This is a genomic window from Corynebacterium lubricantis DSM 45231, assembly GCF_000379425.1.
In the GTDB taxonomy this organism is placed as follows: Bacteria; Actinomycetota; Actinomycetes; order Mycobacteriales; family Mycobacteriaceae; genus Corynebacterium; species Corynebacterium lubricantis.
This window is the reverse complement of record NZ_KB902235.1, coordinates 78,969-97,375: the sequence shown is the minus strand read 5'-3', so window position 1 is coordinate 97,375 and position 18,407 is coordinate 78,969. Positions and strand designations below refer to the sequence as shown.

The 18,407-nt window shown below is 60.6% G+C and carries 16 protein-coding genes; 13 read left to right on the top strand and 3 right to left on the bottom strand.

Annotated features, from left to right (window positions below):
* Nucleotides 1-3 precede the first annotated feature (3 nt).
* From A37O_RS0111960 to A37O_RS0111935, 6 genes are all read left to right on the top strand, one after another.
* Nucleotides 4-2,211 carry a DUF6541 family protein gene (locus A37O_RS0111960; protein WP_018297741.1) on the top strand — a complete coding sequence of 736 codons (2,208 nt, stop codon included), beginning with the start codon at nt 4-6 and terminating at the stop codon, nt 2,209-2,211.
* Nucleotides 2,212-2,264: 53 nt separating this feature from the next.
* Nucleotides 2,265-3,518, top strand: a complete 1,254-nt coding sequence (eccB, locus tag A37O_RS0111955) for a type VII secretion protein EccB (RefSeq protein WP_033378164.1) — start codon at nt 2,265-2,267, stop codon at nt 3,516-3,518.
* Between the two features lie 55 nt (nt 3,519-3,573).
* Nucleotides 3,574-5,097, top strand: coding sequence for an FAD-binding oxidoreductase (locus tag A37O_RS0111950; protein ID WP_018297739.1), 1,524 nt, complete (start codon nt 3,574-3,576; stop codon nt 5,095-5,097).
* Nucleotides 5,098-5,171: 74 nt separating this feature from the next.
* Nucleotides 5,172-6,479 carry a class I SAM-dependent methyltransferase gene (locus A37O_RS0111945; RefSeq protein WP_018297738.1) on the top strand — a complete coding sequence of 436 codons (1,308 nt, stop codon included), beginning with the start codon at nt 5,172-5,174 and terminating at the stop codon, nt 6,477-6,479.
* Nucleotides 6,480-6,594: 115 nt separating this feature from the next.
* Complete coding sequence (locus A37O_RS0111940; RefSeq protein ID WP_018297737.1) at nt 6,595-7,131, top strand: PadR family transcriptional regulator; 537 nt, start codon at nt 6,595-6,597, stop codon at nt 7,129-7,131.
* Nucleotides 7,132-7,133: 2 nt separating this feature from the next.
* The gene (locus A37O_RS0111935; protein ID WP_211208377.1) at nt 7,134-7,904 is read left to right on the top strand and encodes an alpha/beta fold hydrolase; all 771 of its coding nucleotides are present in this window, start codon (nt 7,134-7,136) and stop codon (nt 7,902-7,904) included.
* Here A37O_RS0111935 and A37O_RS0111930 read toward each other — a convergent pair.
* Nucleotides 7,901-8,323 (bottom strand): DUF6463 family protein, encoded by a 423-nt coding sequence (locus A37O_RS0111930; protein WP_018297735.1) that lies wholly within the window; start codon nt 8,321-8,323, stop codon nt 7,901-7,903. The genes A37O_RS0111935 and A37O_RS0111930 overlap by 4 nt on opposite strands.
* A gap of 124 nt (nt 8,324-8,447) precedes the next feature.
* On the opposite strand from A37O_RS0111930, the gene A37O_RS0111925 reads away from it, so the two are divergent.
* Nucleotides 8,448-8,900: a TIGR02611 family protein gene (locus A37O_RS0111925; RefSeq protein WP_033378162.1), complete on the top strand. Its 453-nt coding sequence runs from the start codon at nt 8,448-8,450 to the stop codon at nt 8,898-8,900.
* Between the two features lie 7 nt (nt 8,901-8,907).
* On the opposite strand, the gene A37O_RS15490 is transcribed toward A37O_RS0111925, so the two are convergent.
* Together A37O_RS15490 and eccD are read right to left on the bottom strand one after the other, a co-directional pair.
* The gene (locus A37O_RS15490) at nt 8,908-10,062 is read right to left on the bottom strand and encodes a S8 family serine peptidase (RefSeq protein WP_018297733.1); all 1,155 of its coding nucleotides are present in this window, start codon (nt 10,060-10,062) and stop codon (nt 8,908-8,910) included.
* On the bottom strand, nt 10,059-11,336 hold the full coding sequence (eccD, locus tag A37O_RS0111915; protein ID WP_169332162.1) for a type VII secretion integral membrane protein EccD: 1,278 nt from the start codon (nt 11,334-11,336) through the stop codon (nt 10,059-10,061). The genes A37O_RS15490 and eccD overlap by 4 nt, the downstream gene beginning before the upstream one ends.
* Before the next feature lie 187 nt (nt 11,337-11,523).
* Between eccD and eccCa the strand changes: the two genes are divergently transcribed.
* The 6 genes from eccCa to rpsI all read left to right on the top strand — a co-directional run bounded on the left by eccCa (nt 11,524) and on the right by rpsI (nt 18,390).
* The gene (gene eccCa / locus A37O_RS0111910; protein WP_156802598.1) at nt 11,524-15,207 is read left to right on the top strand and encodes a type VII secretion protein EccCa; all 3,684 of its coding nucleotides are present in this window, start codon (nt 11,524-11,526) and stop codon (nt 15,205-15,207) included.
* Nucleotides 15,204-16,172, top strand: coding sequence for a type VII secretion-associated protein (locus A37O_RS15940; RefSeq protein WP_018297730.1), 969 nt, complete (start codon nt 15,204-15,206; stop codon nt 16,170-16,172). Before eccCa ends, A37O_RS15940 begins: the two co-directional genes overlap by 4 nt.
* Before the next feature lie 133 nt (nt 16,173-16,305).
* Complete coding sequence (locus A37O_RS0111900) at nt 16,306-16,647, top strand: WXG100 family type VII secretion target (RefSeq protein WP_018297729.1); 342 nt, start codon at nt 16,306-16,308, stop codon at nt 16,645-16,647.
* 35 nt (nt 16,648-16,682) lie between these two features.
* Nucleotides 16,683-16,976, top strand: coding sequence for a WXG100 family type VII secretion target (locus A37O_RS0111895; protein ID WP_018297728.1), 294 nt, complete (start codon nt 16,683-16,685; stop codon nt 16,974-16,976).
* A 404-nt stretch (nt 16,977-17,380) separates the two neighbouring features.
* Entirely contained in the window at nt 17,381-17,824 is a 444-nt protein-coding gene (gene rplM, locus A37O_RS0111890) for a 50S ribosomal protein L13 (protein WP_018297727.1), read from the top strand.
* Nucleotides 17,824-18,390, top strand: a complete 567-nt coding sequence (rpsI, locus tag A37O_RS0111885) for a 30S ribosomal protein S9 (RefSeq protein WP_018297726.1) — start codon at nt 17,824-17,826, stop codon at nt 18,388-18,390. Before rplM ends, rpsI begins: the two co-directional genes overlap by 1 nt.
* Nucleotides 18,391-18,407: the final 17 nt, after the last annotated feature.

The following is an 18,407-nucleotide window of genomic DNA, read 5'->3' as shown; positions in this document are numbered from 1 at the left end:
GCGATGAGTACCGATGTAGCCATTTGGGTGGCAATTGCTGTTTTCATGCTGCCGGGATTCCTCATTGCGTTTGTCTCTGGGGTAAAACTCCCCGCGGCTGTCGCCTCTGCCATGCCGGTGACGTTTGGCTTGCTGGGCCTGTCCGCCTGGATCTGGGGCGCGCTAAATATTCCCTTTACTTGGGCGACCTTCCTACTGTTCTGGCTGGTTGTTCTAGCGCTCGTGTCTTTATGGCGCCTCGCATTTGCATGGCGCGCGAGGAGAAAAGACCCTGATAAAACGTGGCGTGAGAGGCTGTGGTCCAAAGAGAATCGCCAGGGCAGCATCCTGGATCCCTCGTGGATCCTTCCTGCGGCCGGCGTGGCGGTGGGAGCCTGGCTGCTTATCTCCAAGCAGGTGCGATGGTTGAAGGCCACCCCGGGTGGAGTGGGCAACATTGTGCAGGGATGGGATTCCCAGTGGCACGCCAACCTGGTGCGCTTCATCATGGACGAGGGCATCGCCTCGGCCACGAGAATGGGTGAGCTACAGAATCTGGAAACCCATGCGGTCATGCTCTACCCCTCGGCGTTTCACGCTGGGACAGCGTTGTTCGCAGAGGCCGCCTCGCTCGATCCGATTCCTGCGGTCAACCTCGCCAGCATTATCGCGCCGAGCCTGGCTTTGACCTTGTCAATGGTGAGCCTGGTCTGGGTGATGGTGGGCAACCGTGGGCTGGTGTTCCAGATTGGTGGGGCGCTCGCACCGATACTGGTTTTCGCTACGCCGGTGATCATTTGGATTGGCAACTATGTCGGTGCGTGGCCGTATCTGCTTGCTATGGCCATGACTGGGATCGTGATTGCGCAATTCGTCGGTGTGGCTAGAAACCACGTCACGGCGCTGGCAACGGCTCTGGGATTTGTCGGGCTCATCCAGGTTCACCCATCGTCGGTGACGGTCGTCGCCCTAGCCGTGGCGATCTTCTGGTTGTTCTATCTGCTGTGGGTCCCGGCGGCTTCCAGGGTGAAGGACTTCTTCTGGTTGGTCGGCCCGGCGGTAGTCGGGGCGTTGTTGTACGTGCCGCAAATTCTTGCGGGAAGTAACCAAGCAGAAGATGTTGCTTCGTGGAGTCGAGACGGCGAGCTGACGTCGGCGGAAGCGTGGACGAAAGCATTTTGGATGCAGACCCGTCACGTAGAAGAGTTCTTCCCGAACTTCGATCCCACCATCTTGCTGTGGCTCGCGCTCATCGGTGCATTGTTCATTGTGCTCAAGCAGCGTCTCGTCTGGGTCGCAGTAGTGTACGGCGTATTCCTAGTAGTCCTCGTGCACAGTCTTCGTCCCTTCGACGGATGGTTCGGGGATGTCCTCGAGATGATCACGTCGGTGCACTACAACGGAGCACACAGACTTGTCATGCCCGTGGCCATGGTGATCGTCGCCGCAGCCGCAATCGGCATCGCCGTGTTGATCCGCGTGGTCACCCTCGCGCCTCTTTCGGCGCGCGCCAACGGCCCCGTGTGGGCTCGGGTGACCGGCGCCCTAGCCGTCGTCGTGGCGATCGTCGTGGGGTGGGGCGCCACCTGGTGGGTCACCGACACCTCCGAAGCAGGGGCCCGGGCCATATTCAAATCTTCCCGCCTCAGCGGGCGAATGGTCAACGAGAACGACCTCGCCGCCTTCGATTGGCTGGGCGCACAACCTGCCGCCTACGAAGGGTTGACCATGGGTGAACCCGCCGATGGCCATTCCTGGATTTATGCTTACAACGGGGTACCCACGGTGTCGCGCCATTACCAGTGGCCGAAGGCGGACGAGAACTCCAATACGAAGAAACTCTATGCGCAGCCCTACCTGCTGGGCGAGGGCACGCGCGACAATCCGAATGCTGACAACGAGATTGACCGGGCTGCCGAAGCGATGGACGTGCGCTTCTACCTACTCAGCCCCGGAAATTTCTGGTCGCAGCAGACGAACCGCTGGGAGATGTTGCGCGGCCTATGGACCGCAGAGGGCGCCACCCCGGTGTTCCGCAAGGGCTCGACGGTCATCTTCGCCGTTGACGCCGCATTCACCGAAGCCGAACTCACGCAGATGCGCCGGGATGCGTTGGAGCAGGGCTCGGATTCGCTTGGACCGGATCGGACACCCCAGGAAGCTGCGGAAAGCCCAGCGGTTCCAGCGATTCCAGTTGAGGCTTCCCCGGTGAGCTTTTACACTGAGCCCTAGTACCGCGGGAGCAGCTCGCGGGAGACAAAAGTTCGGGGATTCGGGGGAATCTAGTGGCTGGCAAGCTTTTGCCTACCACCCGTGCGCAGGTTTCGGGGCATAAGTTTCTGCGCAGGCGGGTAGAGCACGGTTTAGTATTTGGCGATATTCGGATGATCCACGACCCGCTCGCGTCTCGGCAGCGGGCTGGGATCCTAGGCATGGTGGCCGTCGCGCTAATCGCAGCGGTGGCCGGTTTGCTGGCATGGTTGCAGCCAAATTCCGATCCCGGCGATGCGCCCGTGGTGCGCTCTGAGCAGGGCTCGCTGTTCGTGCGTATCGACGATCGCCTGCATCCGGTAGCCAACCTCTCGTCGGCACGCCTCATCGTCGACGAGCCGGTCCAACCCGTCACCATTGGTACGGAGAAGCTGGCCGAAGCGGTCCAGGGTGTGCCCGTGGGTATTGCCGTGGCTCCGAATGACTTCGCTCCTGCACCGGAGGACACCACGCCCGGTGGGTGGGCCGTGTGCCACGAGGGCGAAAGCGTCAGCGTCATCGTGGGCGCCTCAGTGCAATCGCTTGACGACGACGCCGCCGTGGTTGCACGGGTCGGCCAGACCGAGTGGTTGGCCACCGCAGAGAGGAGAACTCAACTGCCGCCGAGCGATACTCCCGACGGCAGAGCCATCCGGCGCGTCTTGGGGATCTCCGAACAGACCCCCAGGTGGGAGCCGCCGGCCGAAGTATTAAGCGTGTTGGAGGAAGGACAACCGATCCGACTCCCGCAGCCGCTGCCGGAGGTGCTTAGTGTCGCAGAAGCAGACCCATGGGTGCGACACGCAAGCGGCGGGATTGCGCCCATCACGGCGACTCAGAAGGAGATGCTGCTAGCAGCAGGCGCACCCGCCCGAAACATCACCCGCGCAGAGCTCAATGCCTACCCCGATGCCGCCGACCCAGCTGCGCTCTCCTTGCCCGCACAGGCGTCGGAATTCCTCGACCCCAGCGAGCAACCACTGTGCGCCACCGACTCGCATGCACTGGCCACGCTTACTCAGCCAGACGCACTACGTGAGAGCGTCGAGCTTTCCGGCGAGTCCGTGGCAACGCACTTCAAAGGACTTCCCGCCGGCGCGGTCGGCGTCGATACCGGCCACAGCTACCACGTGGTTTCCCCTGTCGGGCAGCACCACGAAGTGGAACAACCCGAGGCCTTGCAATCTTTAGGAGTTAACCGTGTCGACGAAGCACCGTGGGCCATTATCCGCCTCCTCCCAGAAGGCGCGGCGCTTTCAAGAGAAGCGGCCCTCAAGAGTACTTATTAAGTTTTTTACTTACTCGGCGGGCAGCGATACGAAAAAGTAGTTAGAGTGGTATGTCATGAGTATTCCCCAAGGTCTGGTCAATATTGGTGGCACACTGAGTAACGCTCTCGGGTCGACTTTCCAGAGCCGCAGCGTGGATGCAGAACACATCCAGCCAGTTGGTTGGTACCGGCACACCCAAGGCGTAGAGAAGCTGCTGAGCAGTTTCCAAGCAGTACCGAAGGGCAAGCGCGTGCGCCTTGCCAAGAAGACGTCCAACCTCTTCCGTGGGCGTGGAGGAGAAGCAGCAGGCCTCGATGTCAGCGAACTCAATGGGGTTATCGAGGTTGACCCCGTCGCGCGCACTGCCGACGTGCAGGGCATGTGTACCTACGAAGACCTAGTGGATGCAACCCTGCCACACAAGCTCTCGCCGTTTGTCATCCCGCAGCTCAAGACGATCACGCTTGGCGGCGCAGTCACGGGTATGGGCGTGGAATCCACCTCCTTCCGCAATGGCCTGCCTCACGAGTCCGTGATTGAAATGGACATCCTGACGGGCACGGGCGAAGTTGTCACCTGTTCGCGCACCGAAAATGTGGATCTGTTCCGTTCCTTCCCGAACTCCTATGGCTCGCTGGGTTATGCTGTGCGCCTAAAAATCGAGTTGGAGCCGGTGAAGGATTTCATCGAGCTGAAGCACGTGCGCTTCCACGATCTGCAAAGTTACCAAGAAGGCCTGGCGAAAGCCGTCGAGGAGAAGCAATTCGAAGGCCAGCCGCTGCACGGCATCGATGGCGTGTCGTTTTCTCCGGACGAGTCCTATTTGATCCTCGCCGTCGCAAGCGACGAGGAAGGACCAGTCTCTGACTACACCCGCGATCAGATCTACTACCGCTCCCTGCACCACCCAGACGGTGTGAAGCATGATCGCCTCACCATCCGCGATTACATCTGGCGCTGGGACACGGACTGGTTCTGGTGCTCGCGAGCCTTCGGCGCGCAGGAGCCCACGGTGCGCCAGCTCTGGCCACGCGAGATGCGCCGCAGCTCCGTTTACTGGAAGCTCATCGGCATTGACCGCAAGTACGACGTGGAGCACAACCTGCTGAACAAGCCCAAGGGCCTGCCACACCGCGAGCGCGTTGTCCAAGACATTGAGGTCACCGTGGACAAGCTGGCGGAATGGTTGGAATGGTTCTTCGAATCCTGCGATATCGAGCCGTTGTGGCTGTGCCCGATCCGGCTGCGCGATGGCTCCGAAGAACTCATCGGCACCGGCGACGTCACAAAGGACGCCACCGTGCCGTGGCCGCTCTACCCACTCGATACCCATTCCACCTGGATCAATGTGGGCTTCTGGTCTGCCGTCCCCGGCGACCTAGTCACCCCGGAGGCCACACCAGGTGCATTTAACCGGGTGATTGAGAAGCGCGTCTCCGAGCTCGGCGGACATAAGTCCCTGTACTCGGAGGCCTTCTACACCCGCGATGAGTTCGAGAAACTCTATGGTGGGAAGCTGCCGGAGGAGTTGAAGAAGGTCTATGACCCCGATCAGCGCTTCCCGGGCCTGTACGAGAAAACTGTCGGCGGCGTGTAGAGCGCGTAAAGCACTTAGCCACCGGCGCAAAAATTTCTAGAATATTTAACTCTAAGACAAGGAAAGTACGAACCATGAGCTCCGCTTTTGAACCGCTGACCGTCGGCGAGATCATTGACACCTTTATTGAGGGTGAAAGCCCGTTTTATTGGAAGGCTTTCGACGGATCGACCGCCGGCTCGCCAGATGCGAAGTACACGGTCAACGTCAATTCGCCTGAGGGCCTGTCCTACATTGTTACCTCGCCGGGCGATGTCGGACTCGCTCGCGCGTACGTTACCGAGGGCATCACCGTCGAGGGCGAGCACCTCGCGCACCCTTATGGCATCTTCGACGCGCTGCGGGACATGTATGGAAAGTTCAAGAAGCCCGATTTCACCACGCTGGCAAAGATCATGCGCTCGCTGGCGTCGATGGGCTGCATCCAGGTCCAGCCGGTCCCAGAGGTCGAGCGTTCCTCGTGGATCGAGCGCACCATCCGCCAGGGCCTGTCGCGCCACTCGAAGGAGCGCGACGCCGAGGTCATTTCCGACCACTACGACGTGGGCAACGAGTTCTACGAGCTCTTCCTGGGCAAGGCCATGACCTACACCTGCGCTTACTACCCAACCGAGGACGCATCGCTCGACGACGCCCAGGAGAACAAGTACCGCCTCGTATTCGACAAGCTGCGTCTCAAGGCCGGCGACACCCACCTCGATGTGGGCTGTGGCTGGGGTGGCATGGTCCGCTACGCGGCGCGCCAGGGTGTGAAGTCGCTCGGCGTGACCTTGTCGAAGGAGCAGGCAGATTGGGCACAGGCCAAGATTGAGGAAGAGGGCCTCCAAGACCTCGCCGAGGTGCGCTACCTCGATTACCGCGACGTGAAGGAGACCGGCTTCGACGGCATCTCCGCGATCGGCCTGCTCGAGCACATCGGCGTGGATAACTACAAGAGCTTCTTCGAGTTCTTGCAGAACAAGCTGCGCACCGGCGGCATCATGGTCAACCACTGCATCACCTACCCGGATAACCACAAGACCGCCAAGGGTACCTTCATCGACCGCTACATCTTCCCCGACGGCGAGCTCACCGGCTCCGGCACCATCACCAAGGAGATGCAGGACACCGGTTTCGAGGTCGTGCACACCGAGTCCCTGCGCTTCGATTACATGCGCACCCTGCGTGATTGGTGCGAGAACCTGAAGGGGAACTGGGACCGCGCCGTCGAGCTCGCGGGCGAGCCCACCGCGAAGCTGTGGGGCATGTACATGGCAGGTTCCGAGTGGGGCTTTGAGCACAACGTGGTCAACCTCTACCAGTTCGTCGGCGTTAAGCTCGACGAGGACGGCGGCCGCGGCGGTGTGCCGGAGCGTCGCTGGTGGAATGATTCCGTCTTCTAAAAAGATTTCGCTTCACGACGACTGCCCCCGCCCCGGATCGAACTCCGGTGCGGGGGCATTTTCGCACCCACATTCATAATGGACTATACATATATGTGCGTAGTACTATAGAGGTATGGAACTCAAACACGCAATCCTTGGCCTGCTGTCTCTGAAACCCATGAGCGGCTACGACTTGGGACGTGCCTTTAAGGGTTCCGTCGCCCATTTTTGGCACGCGGACCTCTCGCAGATCTACCGCACTCTCGGGCGCCTCGAATCGGCCAAGCTCATCGATACCGAAGTGATTCCCCAAGAGGGCAAGCCGGACCGCAAGGTCCACTCGCTCACCGAAGCTGGCGCCGCCGAGCTGAGGGAGTGGCTGGAATCGCCACTCGAGGCCGAGCGCGTCAAAGAACCCTTCCTGGCCAGGCTCTTCTTCGCAGCACCTCTGGGTGAGGATGCCGTCCTGGCGCTGCTCAGCGAAAGAAAACGGCACGCCGAAGAGGTCATCGCAGAGCTGTCCGAGATTGACATCGCTGGGGATGACCTGGCCAGCGTATTGCGAGGGGCCACAAGGATGAATGGTGTCCACCACGCCAAGGCCGAAATTGAGTGGATTGAGCAGATCGCGCATCACCTTTCGGAGAGAGAGCCCACCAAGGAGCCATGATCATGTCCACATACCCAACCGAATATCCGACCGAGAATAGACCACACACAGGCGAAACAATTATCTTTTTGCACGGAGGCAGTGCCGGTGGATGGACGTGGCAAGGGGTCGTCGAGCACCTGCCCGACCGGCACATCCTCACCCCGGATCTTCCAGGATTCGGCGAGCGGTATAAGACACAATGGCCAGGCTTGGATGCGGTGGCAGATGAAATCGCAGAACTCATCCGCTCCCGCGCGGTAGGCGGGCAAGCACACGTAGTTGGCCTCTCATTAGGCGGGGTCGTGGCGATCCGCCTAATCACGCGCCATCCAGAGGTCGTGCGTTCGTGCCTCATTACAGGTGCCCCAGTGGCTGGTTATTCACGGGTGGAAAAATTCGTGATCTCCCTGCAGGTACCGTTGTGGCATCGGCGGTGGTACTGGGCACTCCAGGTGCCCTTGTTTCGCATTCCACAAGATGCACAAGAACTATTCATCACCACGGCGTCACGGCCGAGTCCGGACACGAATCGAGCCATGTTTCATGACGTCGTCGACAAGACTCTGACGGAGTCCACCATCTCGTATTCGGGCCCAGTGCTCGCAGTGACCGCTGAGCACGAGACTTCGTCGATAAGCAAAGCGTTTCCGCTTCTGCGTGAGGCGCTGCCACAACTGCAAACCTGGACCGCGCCGAGGGTTCATCACGCGTGGAGCGCCGAGGATCCCGAGCTCTTCACTGACATGGTGCGCACTTTCACGGAAACGGGGAAGTGGCCGAAGGGGGATTAATCGAGCGCTTCTTCAGGCGGTTGATCGGGAGTGATGCTGTCGCGATACGAGCGCCACACGGCGATGAGTCCCACGAGGAAGACCAAGATAAACCCTGATGCGGGGTCCATGGACAGACCGAGGATGGAAGTGAGCAACAAGCCCCACGACACGGGCCACGGCAGGCGCCCGGCCCGCTCGATGGTGTTGATGGCGATCCCACCGATGATGCCGACCAGTCCGGTCATCAGGTACCACTGAAAGGTGGCACGCTCACCGGTGAATGCTCCGATCCAGCCGTCGATGGCTGCATCGATGAGAAGCTGGCCCGAACCAATGATGCCGAAAATAATATGCAGCGTGGCGACCAGGATTAAAAGGGGGCCAACAATGGCGCGCCTTCGGAAAGGGCTTGTCGATGGAAAAGATGCGCCAGACATAATACTTAATGTAGCTGCAAAGATAGCTGTGCAAAAGCTGTTGATTTGAAACCAACCCCACATTAATCACATGTGGAGCCGTTTTAAGGGGAACGATCGCAGTTCATGATGCGTTCTAGGAAACATGGAAGCTAAAACAACAACCGCATCACCGACGATGCGCGAGATGATTTCACAGAAAATCTCGTCATTTGAAGCCCATCACCAGGGTTTGAAAGCTCGCAAGGGTGGCTTCCTCGTGGCACCGGCGACCATTTTGCTTGGCTGGGTCGTACTGGTCGTTGGGTTAATCACCATCCCGCTGCCGGGACCAGGGTGGCTGACCGTGTTCATTGGCGTGGCCATCATCTCGCTGGAACAGAAGTGGGCGCGTGGCGTTTTGGGCTTCGGTGTCAAAGCCTATGACGGCTTCTTTGCCTGGTATCACCGCCAGAACCGCACCACGCGCTACGCCGTGATTTCTGCAGGTGTGGCCGTGGTCTGGGTGACCTTCATGGCCCTGTTCTACGGTGCCTGGTCGATGGGCTGGGCGAACTTCGCGGATCCAGCAATGTATGCGATGGGCTTGCACCGCTAGGCGAGTTTCATGCTCGGCGCTGAAGGCGTGCACCCGCAACCGTGGCCACGCACGCAGCAATGATGAGCAGCGCGATCGCCACCACCCCGGCACGCGGCAGCGTGCGATCGTCGTCGTGGGCTGTGGGGATGACCTCAACCGGGTGTGCGTGGCCAGATCCGGGAGACGGAATGCCCGTGAGCGCTGAGTGAGGATCAATAAAGCCATCGGCAGGTTCCGCCGCAGCGTAGATACGCTGCCTGATCTCCGCCGCGGAGTCGGTGGGGTAGCGCTGCCTGAGGGTGGCAGCGATGCCACTGACTACTGGTGCGGCAAAACTAGTGCCGGCGAAATGCTCAATGCTGTCGCTGCCTGGGGAGGTGATTCCCTCGGCAAACCCGCTGCCCGAATGAGACAAGCCAGCCACAGGGGAACCAGCCGCGGACACCATCTCCATGTCTGCTGGACCGGAGACCGAATAGTCGGCGAGACGGTACCCACTTTCGCGCGCACCTGTGGACACCACTGTCGGTAGGTGCGCCGGATAAACGAAGGAACCCTGCGGACAGATCTCCGAGGTGTTGCCCGCGGCGGCGACCACTACTGTCTGTTCGGCCTCTGCGCGCTCCAGTGCCCCACGCAACACGCCATCGTCGATACGCGATGCGATGGACTGCGGAACGCAGGACACAACCGAAATGTTGATCACGTCGGCACCATGATTGACGGCGTCGTTGATAGCATGCGCCAACGTTTCCAGGCTGCCGGCGGTTTCTTCTGCCCCGGGGGCGGCCTCAAAATAACCCGAGGTCTGGCGGATGGAAAGAATCTGGGCGCCGGGGGCGATGCCAAGGCTGTGGCCTGCGATGATTCCGGCAACAACGGTGCCGTGACCATCGCAGTCGAAGAGCGGATCGGGCGTCTCCGGCGTCACGAAGTCCGCGCCGGGAAGAACGCGGGTGAGCTCGGGATGCGGAGAAACCCCGGTATCGATTACCGCAACCGTGACCCCGCGCCCCGTGGCAATGTCGTGCAGCGCCGAAGCATCTGTCGGGCTGGGATCCTGGGGCAGCAGCGCGGGCAGAGCGCATTCGCGGTCCTGTGCTTTAGCGGAAGGTACCCCGGTGGCCGCGGCGATGGCGATGAGGCAGGCAGCCACACCAAGCCTCACGCAGGTGTTCATCCGAGACCCCTAATCAACACGAAGAGTCCGGCGGCCTGCATCGCCAGCGGAATGACCGCAATGATCGCTGCTTGTTCAGCGCGCTCGAACCAGACGACCGTTGTGGGCTCGAGTTCGGAGACATACTTCGACCACAACGGGCTCGTTATCGGAATCGCGGTGATAACTAGCGTGAGTGCGATGAACACGGGGTGGGCATCGCTGGTGGTAATGGCCACACTCGCTGCGACAAGGGCGAGCAACACCGTCGCCGTCAGTGCCACACGCGGGATGGGGAAGTGGTGCCTGGAACCATGCACTGCGAGCGCACCGGCGGTGCACATCAGCAGCGCCCATTCCCACACCCCTCCCGTATGCGCTAGGAGCACCAAGGCAGGAAGCAGCCCGAGGGAAGTTCCCAACAGCAGTCCGTCGGCGATGAGTTTTGCTGCTTCGGCGCGCTCATCCACATCGGGTTGGTGGTCGGTGGCATCCGGGAGTTCCTCCCCGGCAGTGGGCACCCGCGGGATCTTCAGCCCGCTTAACCTTGTGCCTAATCCCGGCGCGACCATGACCAGAAGCAGCGCAATAAGGATTGATACTGCTGCCGGTGCGGCGTCGCCCGGCAGCCAAAGCCCCACAACACCACTGCCAATCACCAGGAACACAGCCGATAATGTCGCGGTGACTCGTGAGCTCACCATGTTGGCAATGCGCGCGCCGAAGAGCAAGACACTGCTGCTTCCGATGGCGACGAGCAGCCCCATCCCCAGGCTCGTTGGCGAGTCGCTGGCACTTGCTACCCACAGCCCGGGCGCCGCACCTCCGGCCAGAATTGCTCCCACACTGAACGCCTGCCTGCGGGTAAATACTGCGAGCAGCGTAGCGACGATTGCAGCTCCCGCAAGCGCAAAGGGCACCGCCATAAACGATGCAGCCACGATGGTGCAGGCGGCGATGCCGATGACAGAGGCCACCGTGTCCAACCCCCGCGTTTCGGCAAGAGAGTGGGCCCGTGCCACCAGGGATTCGGCGGCATCGCGCACGACCGGCGGGGCCGACGAGGTCTTCGGATGCAGGACAACGATCTGCCCGTCGCGGATCCCGTGGCTATGCAGTGGAGTGTCCGCGTCGAAAACGGCACCGGCCACCGAAGCAAATTCCCAGGGCTGATCACTTTCAGGAAGCTCCAACAGCACGGCGAGCTCGGGAAGGAGCTCGTTGAACGTCGACGAACTAGGTAGCGCCATGTCGGCGTGTGAATGGTGCCCGCCAATGTCTAAACGTATGGTCACGCGGACTATGTGATGCGTTGCCGAAGTCACGTTCGAAATTACCCCCGTAATTTTGTGAGCGGTCCCCTCACCGCCCGAACACGACCATCATGACTTAACATCGCAATCGTGTCCACAGCTAGGGGGACCATGTCGGGGGACGTGGCTGGCGGTGCACACCATAAACACAGGGAAACGGGGGTTTCTAGTGCTTGGTATTTACCGAGAAACAACAATCGTGCCACCACAACCCGAGGACAGGGTTGAGGCACCGGCGCTGCCGCAGGGCACGCTGAAAGTCGAGACAGTTCCAGAGGCACAAAAGCCACAAAAAGAACCGATCATCCGCATCATCATGCCCATTGTCATGGTCACGGCGATGGTGGCCATGGTGTTGATCATGGCGCTGTCAGGCCAAGGGATGAGCCCGATGATGATGCTCATGCCTCTGATGATGGGGATGAGCATGGTCATGATGATCGCGCCTCCGGAACGCACCGGCGATATCGATGAGCAGCGCCGAGTCTACCTGCGCCACCTTGATGCGCTCGGTGAGCAAGCCCTGAAGAACGCCGAGGCCCAACGTGCACACGAACAATTCCGGCACCCGGACCCAAAAACACTGGTCAACGGCACAGACCCGGCCAGGCTGTGGGAGCGAGGGAGCAGCGATCCGCACGCACTCGAAGTGCGGCTCGGATTGGGAGTTGCCTCGCTGTGCACCCCAGTCGAGGTCGACGACCCGGGCTCCACGGAAGACTTGGATCCCGTGTGTGCGGTCATTCTGCGTCGCACGGTGGCTGCGATCAGCGCGGTGCACAGCATCCCGATTGTTTTACAACTGCGGGCCTTCCGCCTGATCACGCTGTCGGGGGAGAAGGCCGAGTCGACAGCCGCAGCGATTCTTTCGCAGTTGATTTTCTTCCACGGCCCCGAGACCGTCAGCGTGGACAATCGGTGCGCAGCGAAGAGTTTCCAGTGGCTGAAGTGGTCGATTCACTCGCGTGATCCCGAGCAGGCAGAGTGCCGCATTATCGTGGTGGACACCCACTCGCCGGATCTGACTGATGTGGTGCTGCGCGCGGATTCGTCGTTAAGCGAAGGCTCTAATGCGTTTGTCTGCGTGATTGTTGTGGCCGAAGATGCCGATGACCCGGTGCATCGTTTCAGCGACGACGACGGGATTCACCTACACATCGGCGAGGATGCGGTGGAGGTGCGCACCGTGGTGGGGCCGGAAAGGCTCGGCGCACCCGACGATTTTGGGCACCAGGACGCGGAGCTGGTGGCGCGCGCTCTCGCCGCTTTTCGACGACCCGCTGGTGGGCGGGCCGAAACCCATAGCGATCTCATGTCACTGTTGGAGCTGCCGGCCATCGATCAGATTCGCGAACATGAGCTGTGGCCGGGCAGGTTTGGCACGCGCGGGCAGCTCACGGTGCCCATCGGTGTGGACGAACGTGGCTTTCCGGTCCAGCTTGATCTGAAGGAGGCCGCGCATGGCGGGATGGGGCCGCACGGGCTATGCATTGGGGCGACCGGTTCAGGCAAATCGGAACTGCTGAAAAGCCTGGTTGTTGCCCTCGCAGTGAGCCATTCGCCCGATGAGCTGAACTTTGTCCTCGTCGATTTCAAAGGGGGTGCGACCTTCCTGGGGTGTGAGGAACTGCCTCATACCTCAGCAGTAATCACGAACCTGGATAACGAGGCGATCCTGGTGGAGCGCATGTTTGATGCGATTTCGGGGGAGCTCAATCGTCGTCAAGAGCTCCTGCGTCATGCCGGCAACTTTGCCAATGTCACCGAGTACACGCAGGCGCGGTTGGGCACGCGACCGGATCTCGCACCGCTGCCGAGTCTGATGATTGTCGTCGACGAGTTTTCCGAGCTACTCGGACAGCATCCTGATTTCGCGGAACTCTTCGTCGCCGTCGGGCGCCTCGGCAGGTCCTTGGGCGTGCACCTGTTATTGGCCTCCCAGCGCTTGGAAGAGGGCAAGCTGCGCGGGTTGGATTCGCACCTTTCGTATCGGATCGGGCTGAAAACCTTCTCTGCGGCCGAGTCGCGGCAGGTCCTTGGTGTGACCGACGCCTATCAGCTGCCCTCGCAACCGGGCGCGGGATATTTGAAACGGCATTCCGATCAGCTCACCCGTTTCCAGGGCGCGTATGTCTCGGGCGCGTTGGAGAAGCGCGAACTGACCGATGCGCCGCTCGAGGTCGCCTCCGTGCAGCTGTATCACGACTGGAGCACCCTCGATGCTGGTGGCGCGCGCAGTACCGAAACGACCGTCACGGTGGATGAAACGACCACGCTACTACGCGAGGTGGTGGCGCTGGCCAGCCGTGTCGCTGCGTTGCGTGAACAGCGCGCGCATCAGGTCTGGCTGCCCCCGCTGCCCAAGGAAATCGAGATTTCTCGCGTCTGCGAGGACAAGGGCACAATGCGCTGTGCCATCGGCATTGTGGATCAGCCCTATCACCAACGCCAAGATGATCTCGTGCTGGATTTGAACCAGTCGGGCGGGCACGTTGCCATCGCTGGAGGCCCACAAACCGGAAAATCCACCGCGCTGCGCACCATTATTGCTTCCCTCGCTGCCACACATTCGACCGCTGATCTGGCCTTTTATATCGTCGATGCGGGCAATGGCGACTACCGCGACCTCGAGCGGTTGCCTCACCTTGCAGGCTTTGCGACGAAAAACCAACCCGAAAAGCTGCGACGCATCATCGACGAAGTGGCAGGCTTTCTCACCGACCCGCCTCCGCGTCGCATTGTGTTGGTCCTCGACGGCTGGCACGCGCTGGTGGGAGCCGACCAGGAATTCGACGACATTAAAAACCAAGTCGGCGCGATTGCCTCCGATGGTCCAGCCGCCGGGGTGCACTTGGTAATAGCGACTCAACGGTGGTCGGCGATTCGCGCTGTCATCCGCGATCTCATTGGCACTCGCCTGGAGCTGCGTCTCGGTGAGGCCATGGACTCGGTCATCGACAGAAAACTACAAAATAAACTCCCCAGTGCGCCGGGCCGCGGTCTAGATAGCCAGGGCCGATTCATGCTGATTGCCCGCACCGCGAAACAAGACGTGGCGCACATCGCGGCACAGGCCCAGCGCGCCGGGTACGAGCCCGTCCCTCAGCTGAAGATGCTGCCGAGCCACATCGACCTGGCGCAGCTGGCAGGCACGCACACGATCCCGCTTGGCGTGGGCGGGCCACACTTGGCGCCTGTTGGCCTCGAGTCCTCGCACTTCCTGGTCACAGGCACCCAGGGGTCGGGCAAATCGACGGTGCTGGCCTCGCTGATGCACAGTATTGCCTCTCTGCCTCGCGAGGAGGCCAGGTTAGTCATCGTCGATCCCAGGCGCCACCACCTCGGAGCTATCGACGACTCGATGGTCGCCTCCTACGCCCCGACCACGGACGCGGCGGGCAAGGCCATCAATTCCACGGTTGCCACTCTTCGTGCACGCCTTCCGCATCCCAATGTCACGCCGGAGGAGATCGCGGCGAGATCGTGGTGGCAGGGCCCCGATATTTACCTCGTCATCGATGATTTCGACCTGCTCCCCGAAGACCACCTGCGCGCCCTGATCGAGCTGCTCCCGCATTCCGGAGACATCGGCCTCCATATCTATGTGGGGCGCAAGTTCGGAGGTATTTCGCGGGCGTTGATGGGCCGATTCCTCAGCGCCCTCCGCGACCAACAACCGACCGTGTTCATCATGGACGCCCACCGCGAGGAAGGCGCCGTCTTTGGCGTGCGCCCCGGGTCGCAGCCACCAGGACGAGGCACGCTGATCACATCCGGTGAGGTCTTCGGCACCGTCCACGTGGCCTCAGCCGAACCCGCCAGCGTCGATGCCACAGGGGAGGTTCAACCATGAGCACAATCTTGATCTCGATCCAACCATCCGTCACCGTTATTACCGCCGAGACCTCCTTCTACCGCTACGACAACCCGAGTCCAGCCGAGCTCGCCGAGTACTGCGTGAGCCTGGCGCCCACCGCCCCTGAAGAGTGCACGGTCGCCGTGTCCGCCACGGCGGATGTGGCGCAGCAGGTCGTCGACGAGTGCGCAGCGCGCGGTTTCCAGATCGGGACGTTTCCGCTTCACGACGATCCCCCTGCCACCTCTTTCGAGCTCGAGCCCGTCGCAGTGGAGGAAGAACCCGCGAGTACTGACATCACACGGCCCGCGGCGACTGCGGCAGCACTGGAAACCGGTGGGCGTCGGGGCTCGATGCTCATTTTGTCCGTAGCGGTCGTCGGAGTCCTGGCAGCAGGACTCTGGGCCATAACGACGACCTCTTCGGACAATGACGCTCCGGCGGGCGTGGCGCAGGTAGAAGACGTCGAAGGCGACGAGGATCCGGATGTAGAGCAGGTACACGAACCGACGGTCTCTCCCGACGAGACGACAGAGCAACAAACCAAAGACACAGTGATCCTGAACGAAGCGGGTCTCAGCGTGGAGCTTCCCGTCGGGTTTCAGCTCCTTGCTGATGGAGATATGTGGAAAGCCGAAGGAGACGATCCCGATCTGCGGCTGCAACTCGCCGTCGACGACCTGTTTGGGCTTCCGCCGGAAGAACTTCTCTCCCAAGTGGAGTCAGAGATTGAAATGGATCCCGAGCTGAGTTTGATCTCCGTGGACGCCGCCCGGATTGAATATCACCAAAATGCTCCCGATGGCTCCGAGGCCACCTGGATCACCTGGGTCGAAGACGGGAAACAGGTCTCCCTGGGATGCCATACCCGCGTAGCACCGTCGACAGTGCAGCGAGCCACGTGCACGATGGCCCGTGACTCTGCGGACTTTTCCGGGGACTTCTCCGGGGACTCGCGCTGATCAGGAAAGTTTTCAGTTTTTTTGGGATCCGAGGGAACCGAAGCACCAGTTTTGAAGTCAAAGAGTAGTAGAAGGGTCCGAATCAGGATCTTTCCACCGGCAAAAACAGTACCAACCAGGGGGATCAACCACGATGACTCAACCAACTGATACGGCGAGCGCATCCTTGCGCACCGAAGCCGACGTCATGCGCCAAGCGGCTAACCACACCGACAATGTCAATGACTCGGTGTCGCAAGAACTCGCGCGCGTCCAGGACGTCGCTCAATCCACCGGCAGCTTCTGGCAGGGCGCGGCGCAGAACACCTTTTCGTCTTTGATGGTGCGCTACGACGATGCAGAGCGTCGCCTCGCCGAAGCCCTGCGCGACATCGCGCTGAACATCCGCGACAACGCCAGCAACTACGAGGAAGCCGAAGCCATGAACGCCGAGGCTTTCCAGACCATCACTCCCGATGAGGGCCTTGCGCTCTAGAGACCAACCTGTAAATCACAAGTAAAGGACTGCACATGACAAACTCAATTCAGTATGGCTTCGGTAGCCTCGCGGGAGCGGCCGATGACCTTCAGGCAAGTTCCGCTCGCGTCGGGGCCGAATTGGAAGAACTCAAGAACTTGCTCCGCCCCATGGCTGCCACTTGGACTGGTGAAGCTTCGGAGAATTACCAGATGCACCAGCGCAAATGGGACGAAGCCGCAGCGGAGTTGAACATGATCTTGGACTCCATTGCTAAGACCGTCAGCGACGGCAACATGCGCATGAAGGGCATCAATGATGCCGCTGCAGCGAGCTGGCTGCGGTAACTCGATCGGATCGTCGCTTCACTAATCACCAGGTGCAGTCAGCCCAGAGTTAGGCGAGGGCGGACGCGGATCGCAACTGGGGGCTTAGTGAGGCATAAGCGGAAGGTTTCTCGCGCCGGGCAGTGCGTGGAACTTCAACGTTGGTGAAGGCTCGGTGCAGGAGGGGGGACTTGCACCGAGCCTTGCCGCGCCTTCGACTGATTTTCGTGGTAGTAGCGTTTTGGTGTCTTGGACCAAGCTGGAGTATTGTTTTCAGAGCTGTGTATTTCCACGCAGGCAATCGTCGTGAAGCGATATTGCGTGCACACACTCCACGGGTCTCCACCGGCCGCCGCAAGGAGTGGGAAATACGTTGTGACTTTTCCGGCCGGCAGCCATCGAGACAGACTTTTAAGGAGTCATGCATGTCTACTTACCACCCAAAGAGCGGTGACATTACCCGTAAGTGGTACGTCATCGACGCCACTGACGTGGTCCTGGGCAAGCTTGCATCTACCGTTGCGGACATCCTGCGCGGCAAGCACAAGCCAATCTACGCACCTAACGCCGACACCGGCGACCACGTCATCGTTATCAACGCTGACAAGGTTCACATTTCCTCCAACAAGCGCGACCGCGAAATGCGTTACCGCCACTCCGGTTACCCGGGTGGTCTGAAGTCCATGACCCTGGGTCGTGCACTGGACGAGCGCGCTGACCGCGTCATCGAAGAGTCGGTAAAGGGCATGATGCCACACAACCGCCTCTCCGCTGAGTCCATTAAGAAGCTGCACGTTTTCACTGGCTCTGAGCACCCATACGCAGGCCAGAACCCAGAGACCTACGAGTTCAAGCAGGTGGCACAGTAATGACTGAAGCAAACAACACCAACATCGACAACGCAGCAGAAGACAACGTTGCTGACGCTGGCGACATCGCTGCTGCAACCGCTGCAACCGAAGAGTTCAACTACACCATCGGTGACGCACTCGCAGGCGCAGCTGGTACCGAAGACGAAGCGTCTGAGGTTGAAGCTCCAGTTCTGCACGAGGGCCCAATCCAGACCGTTGGTCGTCGTAAGCGCGCAATCGCTCGCGTGACCGTCGTTGAGGGCTCCGGCAAGATCACCGTTAATGGTCGCGAGTTCGCGGATTACTTCCCGAACAAGCTGCACCAGCAGGACATCTTGCTGCCACTGACCACCCTTGAGCGTGAAGGTCAGTTCGACATCAAGGCAAACATTGCAGGCGGCGGCCCAACCGGCCAGTCCGGTGCTCTGCGTCTTGCTATCGCACGTGCGCTGAACATCTACAACCCGGCTGAGCGCCCAACCCTGAAGAAGGCTGGCCTGCTCACCCGTGACGCTCGTGCTGTTGAGCGTAAGAAGGCAGGTCTGCACAAGGCCCGTCGCGCACCTCAGTACTCCAAGCGTTAAATTTTCTACGCGTGGTT

Coding starts and splice junctions, on each gene's coding strand:
- A37O_RS0111960 (WP_018297741.1), top strand. CDS start 4: ATGAGTACCGATGTAGCCATTTGGGTGGCAATTGCTGTTTTCATGCTG.
- A37O_RS0111950 (WP_018297739.1), top strand. CDS start 3,574: ATGAGTATTCCCCAAGGTCTGGTCAATATTGGTGGCACACTGAGTAAC.
- A37O_RS0111945 (WP_018297738.1), top strand. CDS start 5,172: ATGAGCTCCGCTTTTGAACCGCTGACCGTCGGCGAGATCATTGACACC.
- A37O_RS0111940 (WP_018297737.1), top strand. CDS start 6,595: ATGGAACTCAAACACGCAATCCTTGGCCTGCTGTCTCTGAAACCCATG.
- A37O_RS0111935 (WP_211208377.1), top strand. CDS start 7,134: ATGTCCACATACCCAACCGAATATCCGACCGAGAATAGACCACACACA.
- A37O_RS0111930 (WP_018297735.1), bottom strand. CDS start 8,323: ATGTCTGGCGCATCTTTTCCATCGACAAGCCCTTTCCGAAGGCGCGCC.
- A37O_RS0111925 (WP_033378162.1), top strand. CDS start 8,448: ATGGAAGCTAAAACAACAACCGCATCACCGACGATGCGCGAGATGATT.
- A37O_RS15490 (WP_018297733.1), bottom strand. CDS start 10,062: ATGAACACCTGCGTGAGGCTTGGTGTGGCTGCCTGCCTCATCGCCATC.
- A37O_RS15940 (WP_018297730.1), top strand. CDS start 15,204: ATGAGCACAATCTTGATCTCGATCCAACCATCCGTCACCGTTATTACC.
- A37O_RS0111900 (WP_018297729.1), top strand. CDS start 16,306: ATGACTCAACCAACTGATACGGCGAGCGCATCCTTGCGCACCGAAGCC.
- A37O_RS0111895 (WP_018297728.1), top strand. CDS start 16,683: ATGACAAACTCAATTCAGTATGGCTTCGGTAGCCTCGCGGGAGCGGCC.
- rplM (WP_018297727.1), top strand. CDS start 17,381: ATGTCTACTTACCACCCAAAGAGCGGTGACATTACCCGTAAGTGGTAC.
- rpsI (WP_018297726.1), top strand. CDS start 17,824: ATGACTGAAGCAAACAACACCAACATCGACAACGCAGCAGAAGACAAC.